The organism is Pedobacter metabolipauper, from assembly GCF_004362715.1.
Lineage (GTDB): Bacteria > Bacteroidota > Bacteroidia > Sphingobacteriales > Sphingobacteriaceae > Pedobacter > Pedobacter metabolipauper.
This window is the reverse complement of sequence record NZ_SNYC01000006.1, coordinates 33,503-52,575: the sequence shown is the minus strand read 5'-3', so window position 1 is coordinate 52,575 and position 19,073 is coordinate 33,503. Positions and strand designations below refer to the sequence as shown.

Annotated in this window: 17 protein-coding genes; 10 read left to right on the top strand and 7 right to left on the bottom strand. The window is 41.0% G+C overall.

Annotated features, from left to right (window positions below; genetic code table 11):
* Position 1 precedes the first annotated feature (1 nt).
* Together ATK78_RS16955 and ATK78_RS16950 are read right to left on the bottom strand one after the other, a co-directional pair.
* Positions 2-1,489, bottom strand: coding sequence for a protein phosphatase 2C domain-containing protein (locus tag ATK78_RS16955; protein ID WP_133577337.1), 1,488 nt, complete (start codon positions 1,487-1,489; stop codon positions 2-4).
* Positions 1,490-1,583: 94 nt separating this feature from the next.
* Positions 1,584-2,531: a hypothetical protein gene (locus ATK78_RS16950; RefSeq protein WP_133577336.1), complete on the bottom strand. Its 948-nt coding sequence runs from the start codon at positions 2,529-2,531 to the stop codon at positions 1,584-1,586.
* Between the two features lie 238 nt (positions 2,532-2,769).
* Between ATK78_RS16950 and ATK78_RS16945 the strand changes: the two genes are divergently transcribed.
* Positions 2,770-3,726, top strand: a complete 957-nt coding sequence (locus ATK78_RS16945) for a TIGR01212 family radical SAM protein (protein WP_133577335.1) — start codon at positions 2,770-2,772, stop codon at positions 3,724-3,726.
* Here ATK78_RS16945 and ATK78_RS16940 read toward each other — a convergent pair.
* The gene (locus ATK78_RS16940; protein WP_133577334.1) at positions 3,700-4,176 is read right to left on the bottom strand and encodes an SRPBCC family protein; all 477 of its coding nucleotides are present in this window, start codon (positions 4,174-4,176) and stop codon (positions 3,700-3,702) included. The two genes, ATK78_RS16945 and ATK78_RS16940, sit on opposite strands and share 27 nt — an antisense overlap.
* Before the next feature lie 361 nt (positions 4,177-4,537).
* Between ATK78_RS16940 and ATK78_RS16935 the strand changes: the two genes are divergently transcribed.
* The 3 genes from ATK78_RS16935 (at position 4,538) to ATK78_RS16925 (ending at position 7,655) form a co-directional block, all read left to right on the top strand.
* Positions 4,538-5,917 (top strand): ammonium transporter, encoded by a 1,380-nt coding sequence (locus tag ATK78_RS16935; RefSeq protein ID WP_133577333.1) that lies wholly within the window; start codon positions 4,538-4,540, stop codon positions 5,915-5,917.
* Positions 5,918-5,958: 41 nt separating this feature from the next.
* The gene (locus tag ATK78_RS16930; RefSeq protein ID WP_133577332.1) at positions 5,959-7,005 is read left to right on the top strand and encodes a porin; all 1,047 of its coding nucleotides are present in this window, start codon (positions 5,959-5,961) and stop codon (positions 7,003-7,005) included.
* A 65-nt stretch (positions 7,006-7,070) separates the two neighbouring features.
* Positions 7,071-7,655 (top strand): DUF4468 domain-containing protein, encoded by a 585-nt coding sequence (locus ATK78_RS16925; RefSeq protein WP_133577331.1) that lies wholly within the window; start codon positions 7,071-7,073, stop codon positions 7,653-7,655.
* Here ATK78_RS16925 and ATK78_RS16920 read toward each other — a convergent pair whose 3' ends face one another.
* Positions 7,656-8,129: a ribonuclease H-like YkuK family protein gene (locus ATK78_RS16920; protein ID WP_133577330.1), complete on the bottom strand. Its 474-nt coding sequence runs from the start codon at positions 8,127-8,129 to the stop codon at positions 7,656-7,658. It lies immediately after the preceding gene.
* Between the two features lie 228 nt (positions 8,130-8,357).
* Between ATK78_RS16920 and ATK78_RS16915 the strand changes: the two genes are divergently transcribed.
* The 6 genes from ATK78_RS16915 (at position 8,358) to ATK78_RS16890 (ending at position 12,889) form a co-directional block, all read left to right on the top strand.
* On the top strand, positions 8,358-8,573 hold the full coding sequence (locus ATK78_RS16915; protein WP_133577329.1) for a hypothetical protein: 216 nt from the start codon (positions 8,358-8,360) through the stop codon (positions 8,571-8,573).
* 21 nt (positions 8,574-8,594) lie between these two features.
* Positions 8,595-9,902 carry a DEAD/DEAH box helicase gene (locus tag ATK78_RS16910; RefSeq protein ID WP_133577328.1) on the top strand — a complete coding sequence of 436 codons (1,308 nt, stop codon included), beginning with the start codon at positions 8,595-8,597 and terminating at the stop codon, positions 9,900-9,902.
* Between the two features lies 1 nt (position 9,903).
* Positions 9,904-10,134 (top strand): DUF1456 family protein, encoded by a 231-nt coding sequence (locus ATK78_RS16905; protein WP_133577327.1) that lies wholly within the window; start codon positions 9,904-9,906, stop codon positions 10,132-10,134.
* A 137-nt stretch (positions 10,135-10,271) separates the two neighbouring features.
* Positions 10,272-11,138 (top strand): ROK family protein, encoded by an 867-nt coding sequence (locus tag ATK78_RS16900; protein WP_133577326.1) that lies wholly within the window; start codon positions 10,272-10,274, stop codon positions 11,136-11,138.
* A gap of 6 nt (positions 11,139-11,144) precedes the next feature.
* On the top strand, positions 11,145-11,963 hold the full coding sequence (locus ATK78_RS16895) for an alpha/beta hydrolase (RefSeq protein ID WP_133577325.1): 819 nt from the start codon (positions 11,145-11,147) through the stop codon (positions 11,961-11,963).
* A gap of 5 nt (positions 11,964-11,968) precedes the next feature.
* A complete protein-coding gene (locus tag ATK78_RS16890) occupies positions 11,969-12,889 on the top strand; it encodes a sugar phosphate isomerase/epimerase family protein (RefSeq protein WP_133577324.1) in 921 nt (306 codons plus the stop codon).
* 43 nt (positions 12,890-12,932) lie between these two features.
* Here ATK78_RS16890 and ettA read toward each other — a convergent pair whose 3' ends face one another.
* The 3 genes from ettA to ATK78_RS16875 form a co-directional block, all read right to left on the bottom strand.
* Positions 12,933-14,612: an energy-dependent translational throttle protein EttA gene (gene ettA, locus ATK78_RS16885; RefSeq protein ID WP_133577323.1), complete on the bottom strand. Its 1,680-nt coding sequence runs from the start codon at positions 14,610-14,612 to the stop codon at positions 12,933-12,935.
* Positions 14,613-14,767: 155 nt separating this feature from the next.
* Complete coding sequence (locus ATK78_RS16880; protein ID WP_133577322.1) at positions 14,768-16,708, bottom strand: sigma 54-interacting response regulator; 1,941 nt, start codon at positions 16,706-16,708, stop codon at positions 14,768-14,770.
* The gene (locus ATK78_RS16875) at positions 16,705-18,933 is read right to left on the bottom strand and encodes a tetratricopeptide repeat-containing sensor histidine kinase (protein ID WP_133577321.1); all 2,229 of its coding nucleotides are present in this window, start codon (positions 18,931-18,933) and stop codon (positions 16,705-16,707) included. The genes ATK78_RS16880 and ATK78_RS16875 overlap by 4 nt, the downstream gene beginning before the upstream one ends.
* Positions 18,934-19,073: the final 140 nt, after the last annotated feature.

Sequence of the window (19,073 nt, the reverse complement as noted above, 5' to 3'; positions counted from 1 at the left end):
ACTAGTCAATGGCTGCGGGTTTTATAGAATCTGTTGTGAAATTGATCCGGGAGATCTTCCCATTGATAAATACATTCGGCGAAAGGATATAATTACTTTGTACCGCGTTAAAGCAGTTGTTAAACTTTACGTCTTTTAACACCAGCGCGTTATTGTCAAGGGAAATAGCAGTTTTGAAATTTTCAAAAGTTAAATTTCTAAGTTGGACGTGCCTGGCAATTGGCTTAACCACAATGGCAGTTCCCTTAAATGAAGAGTCCGCACGGATCACCATGTTCTTTTCAGCTTTAATATACAACGTATCTTTATTGAATAGTAAAGATTCACTAAGGAGAATGGGAGACTTAAATAAGGAGTCCGTTAAGATCAGCGTGTTTCCCGATAGCTTGTTGAGCGTATCCTGGAGCTTTATTTCCTGGGTATTTCTGCGGTCTTTAGCAGGGCTGATGTGTTGAGGCTTTAAATTCGCTGAAGTACCGTTGGTGTTAAACCAAAATAAGTATACCGATGTAGCAATAAAGATCAGGCATAATATAGAAAGGATGGGAACGGCAATGTTCGGCTTTCTTGCGGGCATCAGCCGTTCCTGAACAGATGTCTTAAATTCTGGTTCAGGCTTATTGGGCTTGTCGTGTTCATCAGGCTGACCAGATTTATCTTCCAAAACGGTTTCGGGGGTGGATTCCGGAATAACTACACTAATCACAGGTTCAGGTCTTGTAATTTCATGGAGGGCAGATCGGTTGTCATTTTTAACCAGAACAACGGTAATGTTATCCGCACCACCATTTTTATTGGCAGCATCAATCAACAGCTTCCCTTTTTCAGGAAGATCAGACTCGCTGATCAATATTTCGGTAATCTCTTTCTTGTTCACCATGTCAGACAGGCCATCGCTGCAAAGCAGGATAACGTCGCCAGGCAGAAAGGGAGATTGTCCAATTTCAATATAATCATCCTGCGCCACCAGGTCTGCACCAAAGCCAAGCGCTTTGTTGATCTCATTTCTTTTGGGATGACGCATGGCCTGATCTTCAGTGAGCCGCCCGGTATCTTCCATAAAACCCACAAACGATTGGTCTTTGGATAGTTTTACCAGGGAATTGTCCCTTAACAGATACAGCCGGGTATCGCCAACATGGGCATAATGAAGCAGGTTTTTTTGAAGGTCTACCAGGGCAAGCGTAAGTACGCAAGCCATGCCTTCATATTCTTTAGTTTGCTGTTTCTCGGTCATGATCTTCTCATTCGCATCTATAATGGCTTTTTTCATTAAGCCGCTAAGATCAGGATCAGGATCACTTAAGTTTAACAGGATAGAATGTCTGGCGATCTCTGCGGCAATTTCGCCACCAGAATAGCCACCAACACCATCAATTACACAAGCAACGATCAATGGGCTGCCTGTAGTTTTCTGAGCAATAAAAGTATCTTCATTATTGCTTCTTACTTTTCCGGTATCGGTTATTCCAAAGTAATTTTTGCTCATTCTATTTTGCCGATTTTTTGATGTCCCTGAAATGTGCAATTAATAAGAGCACACAGAATATGAATAACGCTGCAGACAAGGCTTGTGACATAATTTAAGATTTAAAAATGTTAACACCGATGATCCCGTTCAGTATGATCCGGGAATTGATGGGAAGCTCGGTCCACTGCGGGGCATTGAGATCGCTTCTTTCAATCAGGTTTTCATTTACAATTGTCTTTTCTCCGAAAGAAGCGAGGTAAAATTTATCCGAAGCATTGTTGTACCTGATCTTTAGATGAGGCGTATTTACCCACTCCGAAGGGATCTTGAAAATATGAGGCTCATTCCTGGTGTCTTCATTTCCGGAAACGATGATCTCTTCAGTTTTCATTAAGAACTCAACTTTCTGCCCGGAATAGGCTTTATCAGGTATTGTGGTCTCAAACCGCGCCAATAAACTATTTTCCGCACGCGCAGGTCCGGTGTCTGCTTTTAATGTGTTTACATAAGGGATCTCATAATAGCCTTCACTGTAAAAGATAAAATCCTTAAGAACGTCATTGTTGATGTCAAATGTTTGCGCAAGTCCCGTTTGTCTCGGAATAAAGGTAACCCTTAAGTTTTCTTCCTTCTGGTGACTGTCCGGCAGCAGCTTCCCGATAAAACCTTTGTCGCCAGGTTTATAATCCGGATGAGATACAAACCGGAAAACCCACTTATTACTGGAAGGCTCAGCTTTCTTGCCTTCAGCAACTTTTTTATTCAATACTTCGTAAAAATTCTTTACCGATTCCTGGGCAATAAGACCCAGTATCCCTTTTTTATTGTCCATAAACTCACGGTAGTCATCCGCATTCAGGCAAATGATGTATTCGTGATAGAATACAATGCGCTCTGCAAATGACAATTCTGAAATAGACTCCTGAAACTTATCGGTGATGTACTTAAATACAATATTTGGGGTAAGTGATTGTGATTTAGCAGATGATGCAGTTTCATTGTTGGTTAAAAACCAATCCTGAACGCCAATTCGTTGCCAAAAAGAGGGTTTATCTGTCATTTATTGTTGCTGTTGATTATCGGAATTGAAGATAGCAATAAAGCTATACAATAGTAACAAAAGAAAGCAATTGATGTTTTGCCGTTTTAAAGATCTGTGCTTAATAATGGTTTTTTAATCGGCTTTAACAACAGCTTAAAAGGGGTTCTTTGAGATATGTGCCTGACTTATTGAACTAAATTCTGTCTCCGCGCACTTCGATTGTTAATAAAAGCTGTATTTTTGCAAGAAAAAACAATTGGGAACTCTATTAGACTTAGGCATCAAGGGATATAATAATTACGGCACACACCTTAAAGAAAAATATAAAGGACAGCGGGTGTTTAAAGTAATTGTGGATGGTGGTTTTACCTGCCCTAACCGTGATGGCAGTAAAGGCTATGGTGGTTGTACCTATTGTAATGTAGATTCATTTACGCCAGAGCTTTCCAGGAAACTTCCTACAATAAGAGAGCAGCTGGAACAGGGTATGGAAAGGGGTAAAGGGTTTTATAAAGCAGATAAGTTCATCGTTTATTTTCAGCCCAATACCAATACCTACGCACCTGTGCATTATTTGAAAATGATGTATGATGAAGCATTGTCTATAAATCCGGAAGATGTAGTTGGGTTCTCTGTAGGAACCCGCCCCGATTGTATTGATGCTGAAAAGATCGCTTTGCTTGAAAGCTATGCAGATCGTTTTGATGTCGATTTAGAGATGGGAATGGAGTCAATCTATGATGAAACCTTAAACCAGATCAACAGGGGTTGCAGTCACGGAGAATTTGTGGAGGCCGTTAAATTACTGGAGCATTCCAAACTGGACCTTTGTGTGCATACCATCTTTGGATTTCCCTGGGAAACCGAAGAGATGATGCTCGGTTATATCCATGAGATCAACCGGTTCCCTCAAATAAAATTTGTGAAGTTCCATCATCTTCATATCGTTGAAGGTTCGATCATGGGTGTTAAATTCAAAAAAGAACCTTTCAAGTTATTCTCACTGGAAGAGTATACCGATCTATTGTGTAAACTAATTCCATTGTTAAGACCAGATATCGTGATCCAGCGTTTATTTGGGATCTCCGATTGGGATTTGCTGATCGCACCAAACTGGGGACTGAACAAATCTGCGATCCAAACCTATATCGATAAAGAAATTGAACGCAGGGGAGTTGTGCAGGGCTCAGCGTACCGGGTAATCGCCGAATAATTCAACTACCTTTTGTTTTCTGAAATTAAAGATCTGCTGAAGCTTATTGGCTACAAATACGCTGTTCGCTATATTTCCCAATATCCCCATAGGTAAACCATACGTAAGAATGTCGCTCATTTCGGTGCCTCCTGCTATCGCTTTAAAATGATGCTGGTGGTGCCAGAACTTATAAGGGCCAAATCTTTGTTCGTCTATAAAATATTGTTCTTCTTCAACCTGGGTAATTTCTGTCATCCAGTTTATCTTAATCCCCAATAATGGGGATACCTTATAAGTAATGATCATTCCGGCATACATCGTTTCCAGCAATGCCGGATCAGAAGTTACGGTAAAGGCCATTTCTTTAGGGGTAATCCTGGCCAGGTTCATTGGAGAAGAGAAGAAATCCCAGGCCTCCGTTACAGAAATGGGCAATTGCTGCTTAAATGAAAGGTGGTAAGATCTCATAAAGATCAAAGATACAAAGGTTTTTATCTGGTATCTCTCAAAAAGCAAATAAATATCGTTTCCTGTTCGGATAGTAATCAGACGATGGATGGCTTGTTATATTCTTGTTTCTTGATCGATTTTGTGTAATTTTTATTTATTTATTAAAAATAGGGGGTGTTTTGGGTGTAAATATTGTAATTATATAAAAAACATAACCTAAAATTACCAGTTTTCTATGATTTTAATGATTTTATTGAGAAATTATACAACGATTTCGTGAAATTGTTTTGAAAAAATTAGAATAGCATGATAATATTTATTAGATTTAGGAAAACAAACAAACAAATTTTAAATAATCACAAGTAAAATCTAACAACGTATGGCAAAAATTCTATTTAAACAGTGGGGACCATTTGCAATTTTAGTAATAGTTGCAGTTCTAGCTCTATTTATTCCTTTGGCACCTAATTTTGACGAAGGAAAATACAGTGGACCCGATATCGCATTTGTATTAATTGCGGCTGCTCTTGTATTTTTAATGACACCAGGACTTGCATTTTTCTATGGTGGAATGGTTCATCGTAAGAACGTATTATCAACCATGATCAAAAGTGTGGTTGCTGCAGGTGTAATTACGGTGCTTTGGGTTGTAGTAAGTTTCAGTCTTGCTTTTGGAGATACGATTGGTGGGTTCATTGGAAATCCTAAGACGTTCTTCTTCTTTCAGGGTGTAAACTCCAGTCCGTCATGGAGCCTGGCTGCAACTATTCCACTTTCATTATTTGCAGTTTTCCAACTGATGTTCGCCATCATTACCCCGGGTTTAGTAGTGGGTGCTGTTGCAGAACGTATCCGTTTTACCTCATACATCTTATTTATTGTATTGTTCTCTTTATTGGTTTACTCTCCATTGGCACACTGGACATGGCATCCGGATGGCATCCTGTTTAAAATGGGTGTGCTTGACTTTGCGGGTGGTACGGTAGTACACATTTCTGCAGGTATGGCTGCTTTAGCCGGTGCATTGGTTTTAAAAAGAAGAAAAAGCCATGCCGACCATCAGGAAGTACCTCCTGCCAACATTCCTTACGTACTGATCGGTACAGGCTTACTTTGGTTTGGATGGTTTGGCTTCAACGCCGGGTCTGCATTGGGTGCAAACAGCTTAGCCGTATCGGCTTTCCTGACAACAAATACAGCAGCCGGAGCGGCAGGTTTATCCTGGATGTTCTTTGATGTGGCAAAAGGTAAGAAGCCTTCGGTTTTAGGATTCTGTATTGGTGCCGTAGTTGGATTGGTAGCAATCACACCAGGCGCTGGTTTCGTAAGTATTCCTTCAAGTATCTTTATCGGTGCACTTGCTGCCGTTATTTCCAATATGGCCGTTGCATGGAAACAAAAAACAAGCCTTGATGATACCTTAGACGTTTTTCCATGTCATGGTGTTGGAGGTATCGTAGGTATGTTATTAACCGGTGTCTTTGCTACTAAAACAGTAAATGGTGCAGGTGTTGATGGCTTGTTCTACGGAAATCCGGATTTCTTCATCACGCAGTTAAAAGGCGTTGTCATCGTTGTCGTATTTAGTTTTGTTGTATCATTCATCATCTTCAAATTCATTAACCTGGTTCAACCAATCCGCGTTACCTCTGAAGAAGAAGAAGAAGGACTGGATGCCAGTCAGCACAACGAAAAATACTTCCAGGGAACACTGATCGTTGCTTCAACGGGACAGGAAATGGAAAATACGCCTTCTTAAAAAATAAACCATCTAAATATCAACCTCAAACCAAACTAATTATGAAATTAAAATCCTTATTAACCTTAGCATCCCTGGCAATCGGGTCTGCGGGTTATGCGCAGGAAACTGCTGATGCACCGTTGCAGATCTCTGGTTCAGTAGATACCTACTACAAATATGATTTTGAGAAACGTTCCAATATACCAACCTACTTTGGTAGTGATCACAACTCTGTTTCATTAGGTATGATTGATCTTGTGTTAAAGAAAACAACCGGAAAAGCTTCTTTTGTTGGTGAGTTGTCTTTTGGCCCGAGAGGGCAGTATCAGTCCATTCCCAATTCGGATGGAGGCTATATAGAAGGTGACGGGTATAATAGTTTTCATATTCAAAACCTATATGCTTCTTATGCATTCACAGATAAATTTTCAATGACCGCAGGTTATATGGGTACATTTATTGGATATGAAGTAATTGCCCCAACAGGAAATTACAACTATTCTACTTCTTATCTGTTTAGCTACGGACCTTTCCAGAATGCGGGTATTAAAGGAACCTATGCTTTTTCAAGCAAAGCCAGCTTAATGGTTGGTTTGTTTAACGACTGGAATGTTTACAGCGATAACAATGGTGTTTCACATATTGGCGCGCAATTGATGCTAAGCCCGGTTGAAGGCTGGACTGCTTATTTAAATGTATTGTCTGGAAAAAAAGAGTTTGATCCGGGTACCGGAACGGTATTGGATTTAACTACTTCTTACCAGGTGACGGAGAACTTTAAAATAGGTCTAAATGCAGCTGATTATTCTATTGACAATGATGGTGCAGGTGCCTACAGCGGTGCAGCGTTATATCTTCAGAATTCATTCACTCCAGGTTTTGGCCTTGGTCTTAGAGGTGAGTATTTCAACATGAAAGGCACTGGCGGTGCAGATGATGAGTCGGTAACGGCAGTTACCTTGTCCGGAAATTTTAAAGCAGGAGGTTTAACCTTTATTCCTGAAGTAAGATTTGACAATGGTTCATCAGAAATGTTTGCTAAAAGTAATTTAACCCCGTCTAAATCTGCCTCTCAGTTCTCATTGGCATTAGTTTACGCATTTTAGTCTCAATTACCATAATCTCAAGCCATCGGATATACATCCGGTGGCTTTTTTAATTATATTGCCTTATGAAAATATGGATACTATGCAGCTTGCTGTTGATTGGCGCTTCCGTTTGCAATGCACAAGATAAGCCTTTAGCTGTGGATGAACGTGGAAAGCTGATCTATTATGAAGTGGTTGATTGTAAAGGATTGCCCAAAGATTCTTTATTTGCAAGAGCAGATGCTTATTTTAAAAAAGCAGGTAAACGTTTTAGTTCAGAGGCTGTAGTTGGCGATAGTTTATTTGAATCATCCGCTAAACTGATCATCCAAAAAACAGCACTTGTAATGAGCAGGCCCTCGGGAGAAGTCCGGTATAATTTTTATGTAGAAGTAAAGCCGGAAAAATATAGATTCTGGTTCACAGATTTTAGCTTTATCCCTTACCAGCGCGATCGCTATGGGAATTTTGTGCCTTCAACAACTGTTGGAACACCGCTTGAAAGTGATCCGGGTAAACTGAATGTATCAGAATGGCAGTCTTACCAAAAGAGTACAGCTAAAGAAACCGGGATTTTAGCGGCTAAGTTTAAGGAAACAATGGCGAATACAATTCCTGTACAGTTACCTGTAAAAAAAGCGGAAGCCATTTCAACAAAGAAGTGGTAATTAGTGTACCATCTTGTCCGCACACGTAGAGCTTGCAAAAGCCTCCGGTTTGGCTTTGAAAATAAAGCCCATGCTTAAGATATAGCCCATCGCTTCATTAAGTGCTTTATTTGATTTAAACATTGGATTGGTATTGATGTCAGCATGTACTTCAAGGTCTACATCATAAAGATCCAAAAGGTCGCAAATCGAATAAGCCGTTTCAATGGATTTCTGCACTTCAACCAGCATCCGCTCTTTAATGCTCATTTTTTGAGGGGTCTTATCCTGATGGATGTACATAAAACCTCCGTGATGCGCCCTTAACAACACAATTACGGTGGCAAAGTCTGTTAAAGCGCCTTTTACCTGTGAGTCCGTGCCGATACAAACCTTCAGTTTGTAGCCCTTCTCGGTCTCCCTGATGATGGCTTGTTCTATTTCTTCCAGGATGGGCGAGGAGATCACTTCGCCGCTAAATTTCTTCCAGGTCATAAGTTGTTGGTTTTAGGTGGGTTACTGTCAGTTCATGTTTTTATAAAAATAAGTTTATATAATTAGAAAGAAGTTAATTTCATGTTGTTTAATTGCTAACATTTATCTGGTTGTCAACAGATTAAGAATTTTAATAAACTAAGTTAGCCATAAATTGTTATACTAATGCTTAAGAACAGGCGTTATACTTGTCTAATGGCATTTTACTTCATCTAAATCAAACAAATTATGGAAAGTGAACTGATCAATGAATTCTATTTATTACAACAAAGCAGGGCCAATAAGTACGAAGAGGTTTTAAATGAACGGATCTATACGCCCAGCAAGAAAATAAATAAAAAAATGACTTCCTGGATTTCTAAAAGAGGGGTCATGTTAATGCGTTTAGAAGAAAAACTAAACACTTCCATGAAACACTTACGCAAGAAATACCTGAAGTTTTAATATATACCTATCTTTGATGCCATGATGGTAGAAAAGATACTAGGGAAATTAAAAATCACAGCTTTAAATGAAATGCAGCTTGCATCTGTAGCCGCTACAGGTAAAGGCAGCGACGTGGTTTTACTGGCCCCAACAGGTTCCGGTAAAACAGTTGGATTTTTATTGCCCGTTTTAAATAATTTAAAAACCGATTTAAAAGGCGTACAGGCTTTAGTTCTTGTTCCATCAAGAGAACTAGCCTTACAGATCGAACAGGTCTTTAAACAGATGGGAACAGGCTTCAAAGTGAACTGTTGCTATGGGGGACATCCCATAAAGACAGAGCGCAATAATTTTGAGCAGCCACCAGCGGTTCTGATCGGTACTCCAGGTAGAATAGCTTACCATTTGCGCCATGAGAATTTTGATGAATCCGGTATTTCAACCCTCGTGCTTGATGAGTTTGATAAGGCACTGGAATTTGGTTTCCAGGAAGATATGTCTTACATCATCAGGAAACTGCTTTCCTTAAAGCAACGCATATTAACATCTGCAACAGCAATGGACGAGATCCCTGAATTTACAGGGGTCAGTAAGGCCGTAGAAATAGACTTTTTAAAGGATATTAAAGTTGCACCGGATCTTAAGCTTAAGAAAGTACTGACCACAGCAGAAGATAAGCTGGATACGTTGTTCCAGCTGATCTGCAAAATTGGAAATAAGACCACATTGATCTTTTGTAATCACCGGGAAACGGTTGACCGGATCAGCGATTTACTGATTGATAAAGATCTTGCCCATGATATTTTTCATGGAGGTATGGAACAGGATGAGCGGGAACGTGCCTTGCTTAAATTCAGAAACGGCAGCATCAAGATCCTGATTACTACAGATCTTGCCTCAAGGGGATTGGATATACCCGAGGTTGAATACATCATCCATTACCAGTTGCCATATACTGAAGATGCATTTTTACACCGTAACGGACGTACCGCAAGGATGAATGCAAAGGGAACCGCCTATCTGGTCATTGCAGACGATGAAAAATATCCTTTCCTAAAAAGCGATATTGAAACAGAAAACTTAAAAGGCAGTTTTGCATTGCCAAAGGATAGTGACTGGCAAACGCTGTACATCGCTGCCGGCAAGAAGGATAAAGTGAATAAGATTGATATAGTTGGGCTTTTACTTAAAAAAGGCGGGTTGCAGAAAGAAGACGTGGGATTGATCGAAGTAAAGGATCAGGCATCTTATGTAGCTATAAAGCGTAAAATGGTGAACAGGGTACTCAGTGCGCTGGCAAATGAAAAGATCAAAAATAAAAAGGTAAAAATAGAAATAGCATTTTAGTATGAGCAATAACGATATTTTTAAAAAACTGCGTGTAGCACTTGAACTGACCAATGACGACATCATCAGGATCATGGAACTGGTAAATTTTAAAATTACGAAAAGTGAGCTGGGTTCTTTTTTCCGAAGTGATGATCATCCTAATTTTAAGCCCTGCGGAGATCAGATCCTTCGTAATTTTTTAAATGGACTGGTAATTTATAAGCGTGGCCCAAGGGATGCTGCAAAGTAGATGTACGACATTTGAAAGTAATAAGATTAGTACGTTCTAAATTTATTAGTCAAAATTTTGCTAAAACGGTTTAAATAACCTTAATTAGGCTTAGAATTGATGATGATTCTTAAACTAAACCACAATTAAACTGAGAAATGAATACAAAAACGGCTAACCTCCCTTTTATTGGGGTTGATATTGGTGGTTCTCACATTACTGCGTCACACGTAGACTGTAAATCATATAAAGTTATAGAAAGTACCATGACACGGATCCGTGTAGCGTCTATGGATACTGCTGAAGTAATCATTAACTCCTGGGTTGAGGCTTTGTCGCCGATGATCGTGGAGTCTGCTGAGGGAGATATAAAGCTGGGTATTGCAATGCCGGGACCGTTTGATTATGAAAACGGTATTTCTTTGATGAAAGGCCAGGAAAAATACGACTCCCTGTATGGCATGAATGTACGGGAGATCTTATCAGATCGTTTAGGCATTCCAGGCGAACATATTGTTTTTATTAATGATGCAGAAGCTTTTCTTCGCGGAGAACTGGCCTCTGGTGCGGCTTCAGATTTTGAAAAAGCAATTGGGGTAACCTTAGGTACCGGACTTGGATCATCCAGTAACTGTAAAGGTGAACCTGTAGATGTAAATCGTGCATTTGTTCCCTTTTTAGACAGCATTGCCGAAGAATATATTTCTACCCGATGGTTCTTAAAAAGATATAAGGAACTGACAGGTCAAAGTGTAAAGAATGTAGAGGACCTGCTCTCAACTACTGATCAGGGGATAAAAGACCAGTTGTTTGAGGAATTTGCAACAAACCTGGCCAACTTCTTAAATGATTTCATTGCTGACGAAAATCCGGAAGTTCTGGTGGTTGGTGGTAATATTGCTAAAACATGGAATCATTTTATGCCAGCGCTTCAAAGTAAGATCGTAAATAAGAAAGTCGTGATCCGGCAAACCGAAATGTGGGAAGATGCCGCATTGGTAGGTGCTGCCTGTTCCTGGATCTAATACCGTATGAAAAGACTGCTTTTTGTTTTAAGCGTATTCCTGCTGCTGAGCATTCAGCAGGGTTTGGCTGCACGCGTGGATACGGTACTGACCACAAGTGCTTCCATGAAGAAAAATATCAAGGCAGTAGTTATTCTGCCCGACGGTTATCGCGAAGATAAACTATATCCAACAGTCTATTTGCTGCATGGTGCCGGAGATATCTATTCTGGATGGGTAAATAAGGTTCCGGCAATAAAAAAATATGCAGACGATTTCCAGATGATCATTGTTTGTCCGGATGGTAATGTAACCAGCTGGTATTTTGACAGTCCGGAAGATCCCGCATGGAAATACGAAACTTACGTGGCCACAGAGCTGGTTGCTTTTATAGATCAGAAGTATAAAACGATCAAAGATCGGAAAGGCCGTGCAATAACAGGTTTGAGCATGGGCGGCCACGGTGCATTGTACCTTGCGTTCAGGCATCAGGATGTTTTTGGTGCTGCGGGTAGCATGAGCGGCGGCGTAGATATCAAACCTTTCCCTTTGAACTGGGACATCGCGAAACGACTGGGGCCGCTGGATAAGTATCCCGAAAGGTGGAAAGCCGCATCCGTTGTTGATCTAACTCATTTATTGATTCCCAATAAACTGGCATTGATCATTGATTGTGGAAAAGATGACTTTTTTTACAATGTAAATATTAAATTGCATGAACAATTGCAGTACAGCAATATCCCCCATGATTTTACGATCCGTCCGGGAGCGCACAACTGGGATTACTGGAAAAATGCAATTGGTTTTCAACTGATGTTCATGAATAATTTTTTCACTAAAAAATAAGCGTTATGGAAGCTAAAAACCGCAGGGCCTTTATTAAGGATTTAGGAATGCTGACTGCAGCAGCAGGTATTTCTTCCCTGGTCCCATTTGATCTTTATGCATCGGCAAAGAAGGAATTCTTTAGCATCTCACTGGCACAATGGTCTCTTCACAAAACCCTCCAGGCCGGAAAGTTAACCAACCTGGATTTTCCAGTGAAAGCGAAAAAAGACTTTGGGATAGATATTGTAGAATATGTAAGCCCTTTCTTTCAAAAAAAGGAAACAGATTCCGCCTATCTTAAAGAACTACTTGACCGGACAAAGAGTGAGGGCGTTAAAAATAACCTCATTATGATTGATGGAGAGGGTCAGCTAGGAGATTTGAATGAAACTGCGAGGTTAAAGGCGGTAGAAAATCATTATAAATGGATTGACGCAGCTAAAATCCTTGGCTGTAAGACCATCCGTGTAAATGCCGGAGGAAGAGGAACAGAAGAAGAAGTTAAAGCGGCTGCGGTTGATGGACTGGGTAAGCTTTCTGAATATGGCAGAAAAAATAAGATCAATGTTATTGTAGAAAATCACGGAGGTTATTCATCTGACGGAAATTGGTTGTCATCAGTGATCAAACAGGTTAATAACCCATATTGTGGTACCCTGCCTGATTTCGGCAACTTCAAAGTAAGTGCTACGCGGGAATATGATAAATATCAGGGCGTAAAAGACCTTTTGCCCTTTGCAAAGGGGATCAGTGCAAAATCTTATGATTTCAACGATCAGGGAAATGAAACGACAATTGACTATGACCGGATGTTTAAGATCATTAAAGAAGATAAATGGTCAGGTATAGTCGGCATAGAATATGAAGGATCTAAGTTCTCTGAAGATGAAGGCATCCGGAAAACTAAAGAATTGCTGTTAAAAATACAGCAACAGTATAAATAACAAAATAGCCCAATCATGATTGGGCTATTTTGTTATTTATGGTTTATACCAGTTTCTTATACTTGATCCGGTGAGGCGTAACGTCTCCAAGTCGCTTCTTACGGTTCTCTTCGTAATCGCTGTAATTACCTTCAAAGAAGTAAACCTGTGAATTTCCTTCAAAAGCAAGGATGTGGGTACAGATCCTGTCCAAAAACCATCGATCGTGACTAATTACAACCGCGCAGCCGCCGAAGTTTTCTAAAGCTTCTTCGAGGGCGCGTAAGGTGTTTACGTCAATATCATTCGTTGGCTCATCCAGCAGCAATACGTTTGCACCTTTCTTCAACGTAATAGCAAGGTGTACCCGGTTGCGCTCTCCGCCAGAAAGGATGCCTACTTTCTTTTGCTGGTCGCCGCCATTAAAGTTGAATTTAGAGACATAGGCTCTTCCGCTTACCGCTTTATTTCCAAGCTGAATGTTATCCAGTCCGTCAGTAATATTTTCATAAACGGTCTTGTCAGGGTCAAGGTCATTGTGCATCTGATCTACATAACCCAGTTCAACAGTTTCCCCAACGCGGAAGGTACCGGTATCCGGGCTTTCCTGCTGCGTAATTAAGCGGAATAAGGTGGTTTTACCAGCCCCATTCGGACCAATGATTCCCACAATACCGGCAGGAGGTAAAGAGAAGCTTAAGTTTTCAAATAGTAATTTGTCGCCATAAGCTTTGGTTACATTGTTGGCTTCGATCACTACATTTCCCAATCTTGGTCCTGCAGGGATGAAAAGCTCCAGCTTATCTTCGCGTTCTCTGCTGTCTTCAGAAGCCAGTTTGTCGTAATTAGATAAACGGGCTTTAGACTTTGCATGTCTGGCTTTAGGAGCCATCCGAACCCATTCCAGCTCACGTTCCAGTGTTTTCTGACGTTTGCTTTCTGTCTTTTCTTCCTGTGCAAGGCGTTTGGCCTTTTGATCTAACCAGGAAGAGTAATTTCCTTTCCATGGAATACCTTCACCACGGTCAAGTTCCAGGATCCATCCGGCAACATTGTCCAGAAAGTACCTGTCGTGGGTTACCGCAATAACAGTACCTTTATAATTCTTTAAAAATTGTTCTAACCAGTCAATACTTTCCGCATCCAGGTGATTCGTTGGCTCATCCAACAACAGTACATCAGGTTCCTGCAATAACAGGCGGCACATGGCTACACGTCTCCGTTCACCACCCGATAAAACACCGATCTTGGTATCCGGATCAGGGCAGCGCAAGGCATCCATGGCACGCTCCAGCTTATTGTCCAGTTCCCAGGCATTTAAAGCATCTATCTTATCCTGCAGTTCACCTTGTTTGGTCATCAGCTTATCCATCGCATCAGCGTCTTCATAAACTTCAGGCAGGCCAAACTGCTCGTTAATAGATTCATATTCTTTTAGGATCGCAGTTACTTCCGCTACTCCTTCTTCAACAATCTCACGTACGGTTTTATTCTCATCCAGTATGGGCTCCTGGGCAAGGTATCCTACACTGTATCCCGGAGAAAATACAACCTCTCCCTGATAGGACTTATCAAGGCCGGCAATGATCTTTAAAAGAGATGATTTACCAGATCCGTTCAATCCGATCACACCAATCTTGGCGCCGTAAAAGAAGGAAAGGTATATGTTTTTTAAAACTTGTTTTTGTGGAGGGTAAATCTTGTTCACACCCGCCATTGAAAAAATAATCTTTTCGTCTGACATGCTTATTTCGTGTATTAAAGTGTTTCTTATTTAAGTTGGGACAAAAACAGGGACAAATTTGATGAATTGAAGAAACTCAACCCATACCTAATTATACCAGGTTTTACATTTTCAGGACCCTATATCAAAGCAAAGATAAGAAACGGAAGTCTGGATCAGGAAAAATTAAATTTGTTTATTCCAAGCTTTCTGATCTTAGAGTTTAACGTAGACGGTGGAATATTTAACAGCTCTGCAGCACCGCCTTCACCCCAAACTTTTCCATTACACTTCCGGAGTACAGTTAAGATATGATCTCTTTCGTTTTCCAGGATGGTTTTGATCTTGTCTTGCTGTTGTTTCGCAGAATAGCCGTCAGTGGCCAATGGCAGTGCAATTTCTTCCACATCATCACCTTTAGTCATCAGGAAGGTTCTTTCAATCAGGTGTTCCAGTTCACGGATATTTCCAGGCCAGGAATACAGCTTTAGCTTTTGTAAGATCTTATCCGAAAACGGCCGGATACTTTTGCCGAGTTTTTTATTGTATATCTCTGTAAAATAGGCAACCAAAGCTGGAATATCTTCCTTGCGGTCACGGAGTGCCGGAAGATGAATTGGGAATACAAACAAGCGGTAATAAAGATCCAGACGGAACTTTCCTTCACTGATTTCCTTTTCCAGGCTCTTATTGGTTGCTGCAATAATGCGGACATCGATCTTTACCGGAACACTTCCGCCTATGGGTTCAATTTCCTGCTCCTGCAAAACCCGCAGCAGCTTAACCTGGATGTCGATGTTCATCTCTCCAACTTCATCCAGCAAAATAGTGCCATTATTGGCAAGCTCAAACTTGCCTGTTCTCTTGGTAACCGCACCGGTAAAGGCACCTTTCTCATGGCCAAACAGTTCTGATTCCATCAGGTCACCAGGCAGCCGGGCGCAATTCACCTTAATGAAAGGTTTGTTTCTTCGTTCAGACAGGTAGTGGATACAGGAAGCTACCCGCTCCTTGCCGGTGCCGCTTTCGCCCATCAGCAGGACCGAGGTATTGGTTGATGCCACCTGGCTGATCTGGTCAAATACTTTAAGCAACTGGTGGCTGCTGCCCACCATCCCCTCAAAAGGGGCAGGCTGAATGATTTCTGTGTCTAACTGAGACAACTGATTTGGTGTGTTTTTACTGCTGTTGGCAGATTCAAGCAAAAGTATTCTTTCTACCGCGATGGTAAGTGATGCTTTGATCTGGTTGCTGATCCGGATATGCTGCGAGCCATAACCGTCTCCCTTACTGCTGTAAAAATTAAAATAGAATGTGCTGCCATCGCCAAATGCCAGCGGTAAATAAAGTAAGGAATGTACCTGGAACTGCTCTGCAATTAAACTGTGCAGATTAGGGAACCGGCACAATTTTACAAAGGCAGGCTCCTGAAAATAAGCCGTTGAATCTTTATATTCTGTTTGTGCCGACAATGCAGAAAGCTGTGCTACATTTTTCTTCGTAATGTGCTGCATTTCCATAGGTCCGATATACTGGTATTCATCAAACCCGATGCGTAAGATCCCCCGGTCATCGAACCGGTAATTCTCGCCTTGCAATACGCCAACAGATAAATATTCAAAAGGGATATAGTTTTGAAGTGCTTTTCCGGTTTGGATGAGCCTTTCATCAAAAGAACTGCAGGCCTCAAGCATGGTATCCAGCTGATTCTGGAAATGAATGCTTTTACTCAGATCAGATTCTGTAGTGTACTCATGATGATAACGGGCAACTTCCAAAGTAACCAGCACATCTTTTTCACGAAAAGGCTTTACCAAAAAACCATAAGGATGTGTGGCTTTGGCTGCAGACAACACATCGGCACTTGAATTTGCAGAAAGATATACAAACGGGATATTTACCTTTGATAAGTATCTGGCCAGGTCAATCCCGGTTTGGTCACCCTTGAGGAAAATGTCAAGCATGACAAAATCAGGCTTTTCCTCCCGGATCATTTTCAAGGCGATGTCTACCGATCTGGCTATTCCGGTGATTCGGTAACCTGCTTTTTCCAATACAAGCTGAAGGTCATGGGCCTCAATAAATTCATCTTCTACAATTAAAATCTTCTCATTCATAGTACCGTCACGTTAAAATCTGAATTGGTGGAGGGTAATTTCTTTAACAGGCTTTTATTGATAACAAAGGAGAGTTTAATTACAGTGCCCTGATCCTGACTGATGGAAAACTTCCCATCCAGATCTTCGCTTAAACCATTCATTAATTTAATGCCGAGTGCCTCATTTTTAAGTGCATTGAAGTTTTCAGGTAAGCCAATACCGTTATCGGTAACGGTTAGCACGATCGTATTTCCTTCAACCTGCTGCAAAGATATGCTGATCACTCCCTTCGCGTCGTCAGGAAACGCATACTTGATCGAATTGGTAATAGCCTCATTCATGATCAGTCCCACCGGCACAGCCTGTGATACGTCAAGTTCAACCGCATCAATGTTAAGTTCGAACAGGATGCGGTTGCTGGTTTCAAAGGAATGTCTGAGGTGAAGGCAGAGTTCCTGAATATAGATGTTCATATTGATCATCGCCATATTGTCTGACTGATATAGCTTTTGATGAATTAATGAGATGGCCTGAACCCTGTTCTTGCTGTTCTGGATCGCAGACAATGCCTCCTTGTCTTTCAGATACGAGGCCTGGCTGTTGAGCAGGCTCTGCACAATCTGAAGGTTGTTTTTAACCCGGTGATGGATTTCTTTTAACAGCCATTCTTTTTCATTGACCAGCTGAAGAAGGGAACTGTTCTTTTGATTGATCACAATTTGTTTGCTCTGCAGATCGTCATTGCTTTTTTTCTTGATCCTGTAAAAGTTATACAGTACACCAATAATGATGAGTAAAAATAAGATTCCGCCATACGTAATGTTCAGGTTGATCTGCTGAAATTTTGCATGATTCTCCAACAGCTGTATGTTCTGCTCTTTCTTATCGGTTTCATACTGGATCTGAAGCTCCTCAATCTGTTTACTTTTGGTTTCATTAAATATGGAATCTTTCAGCATATTATGAACCTGGAGGTGTTTGATGGCCAGGTAGGGTCTGGCTGCTGCAGAATCAACTTTAAACAACAGGTATTCTGTATCCATGATCCGCGATATCCCCGGATATTGTTTTCTCAGATCAATCACCCGCTGCAGAAAATAAACCGCATTGCTGTATCTGCCGGTATTTACATAGAACCTGCCGGTGTAAAAATTGATGGTAGAGGACAGGGCATCAGGCTCTGTTAGTTTGTCTTCATTGATGGCATCTGTAAAATATCCCTCCGCATTTTTATACTTCCCTAAGGCTTCATAACACATGCCCAGGGCAAGAAAAGAATTTCTTTTATCATTGGAAGTCCGCGGAGGCATGATCTTTAGGATGCTTTTAATAAATTCCAGGCCTTGTTTAGATTGCCCGGCTCCGATCATCGCAAAAATAGTTGATCTCGCTAAGTCATACCGCACGGTTTGGTGCCCGATATAATAATGATCGTAAGATTTGCGCCACCATTTAATGCTCTCTGTATAATTACCAAGTCTAAAATAAATGTCCGCCAGTCTGAGGTAAAAAGATCCCGCAGATATAGAATCGCCGGTAGAGTGCATGCTCTTGATCATCTCCTGGGCATAAAACAGCGCCTTGTTATACCTTCCGTTAATAATGGCTATTCCAGACAAAAGATCATAGGTATAATGAAGGTTCTTGTAATTGATGGACTGATACATTTTCAGTACTTCGAGTAATTCAATTTCAGCCAGGGGGATATTGCGCAATTGATAATGTATATCTGCGATTTGTTTCAGGGCCAATGCCGCATCCTCTGTATTGCCGTTCTTTTTAAACAGGTTAAATGCCATCTGCGAACTGGCCAGGTTTTGTTTGGTCTGCTTTTGGTCCCAGCCTTTGGTATTTCCGAAACGCAGCCATGCGAGTGCTTCCTGCTTCAGATCACCTGACCGTTGGTAATCTTGAATAACCCTCATAAAGTACGCTTTACCGAGGCTGTCATTGCCGCTTTCGTAATAATAATCCCCCAATGTGGCATATATATTATTTTTCCATTCCCTCGCGCCCAGAGAATCACTGAGTTTTTCGGCCTTGCTGAAATAAGCGTATGCGCTGTCCAGATCCTGTTTTTCATCACCTTCTCTCCAAAGAAAAGCGTTGCCTGAATCCAACAGTTTCTGGATCTTCACCGTATCTGTCAGTGTGGTAAATTTATTGTCTGCAGCGTGATTACAGGAAGATAAGATCAGCAGCATAAAGCTGGCCGCTAAGACTATGATTTTAAGAAACTTCATGTTTGACAATTATCCGTAAGGCAGTATTTGCTGCCGGTGTGCTAAAATTATCAAAAATTTGCTTACAAAAAGCAGGAGCAAGGCTTTCGGATGGTCAGACTTAGCCGATAAAACCAAATATCAAGAGTTATGCCAATATT

What these genes read in the sequence shown, in the direction of transcription:
- ATK78_RS16955 (WP_133577337.1), bottom strand. Translation starts at nt 1,489, where the DNA reads ATGAGCAAAAATTACTTTGGAATAACCGATACCGGAAAAGTAAGAAGC.
- ATK78_RS16950 (WP_133577336.1), bottom strand. Translation starts at nt 2,531, where the DNA reads ATGACAGATAAACCCTCTTTTTGGCAACGAATTGGCGTTCAGGATTGG.
- ATK78_RS16940 (WP_133577334.1), bottom strand. Translation starts at nt 4,176, where the DNA reads ATGAGATCTTACCACCTTTCATTTAAGCAGCAATTGCCCATTTCTGTA.
- ATK78_RS16935 (WP_133577333.1), top strand. Translation starts at nt 4,538, where the DNA reads ATGGCAAAAATTCTATTTAAACAGTGGGGACCATTTGCAATTTTAGTA.
- ATK78_RS16930 (WP_133577332.1), top strand. Translation starts at nt 5,959, where the DNA reads ATGAAATTAAAATCCTTATTAACCTTAGCATCCCTGGCAATCGGGTCT.
- ATK78_RS16925 (WP_133577331.1), top strand. Translation starts at nt 7,071, where the DNA reads ATGAAAATATGGATACTATGCAGCTTGCTGTTGATTGGCGCTTCCGTT.
- ATK78_RS16920 (WP_133577330.1), bottom strand. Translation starts at nt 8,129, where the DNA reads ATGACCTGGAAGAAATTTAGCGGCGAAGTGATCTCCTCGCCCATCCTG.
- ATK78_RS16915 (WP_133577329.1), top strand. Translation starts at nt 8,358, where the DNA reads ATGGAAAGTGAACTGATCAATGAATTCTATTTATTACAACAAAGCAGG.
- ATK78_RS16910 (WP_133577328.1), top strand. Translation starts at nt 8,595, where the DNA reads ATGATGGTAGAAAAGATACTAGGGAAATTAAAAATCACAGCTTTAAAT.
- ATK78_RS16905 (WP_133577327.1), top strand. Translation starts at nt 9,904, where the DNA reads ATGAGCAATAACGATATTTTTAAAAAACTGCGTGTAGCACTTGAACTG.
- ATK78_RS16900 (WP_133577326.1), top strand. Translation starts at nt 10,272, where the DNA reads ATGAATACAAAAACGGCTAACCTCCCTTTTATTGGGGTTGATATTGGT.
- ATK78_RS16895 (WP_133577325.1), top strand. Translation starts at nt 11,145, where the DNA reads ATGAAAAGACTGCTTTTTGTTTTAAGCGTATTCCTGCTGCTGAGCATT.
- ATK78_RS16890 (WP_133577324.1), top strand. Translation starts at nt 11,969, where the DNA reads ATGGAAGCTAAAAACCGCAGGGCCTTTATTAAGGATTTAGGAATGCTG.
- ettA (WP_133577323.1), bottom strand. Translation starts at nt 14,612, where the DNA reads ATGTCAGACGAAAAGATTATTTTTTCAATGGCGGGTGTGAACAAGATT.
- ATK78_RS16880 (WP_133577322.1), bottom strand. Translation starts at nt 16,708, where the DNA reads ATGAATGAGAAGATTTTAATTGTAGAAGATGAATTTATTGAGGCCCAT.
- ATK78_RS16875 (WP_133577321.1), bottom strand. Translation starts at nt 18,933, where the DNA reads ATGAAGTTTCTTAAAATCATAGTCTTAGCGGCCAGCTTTATGCTGCTG.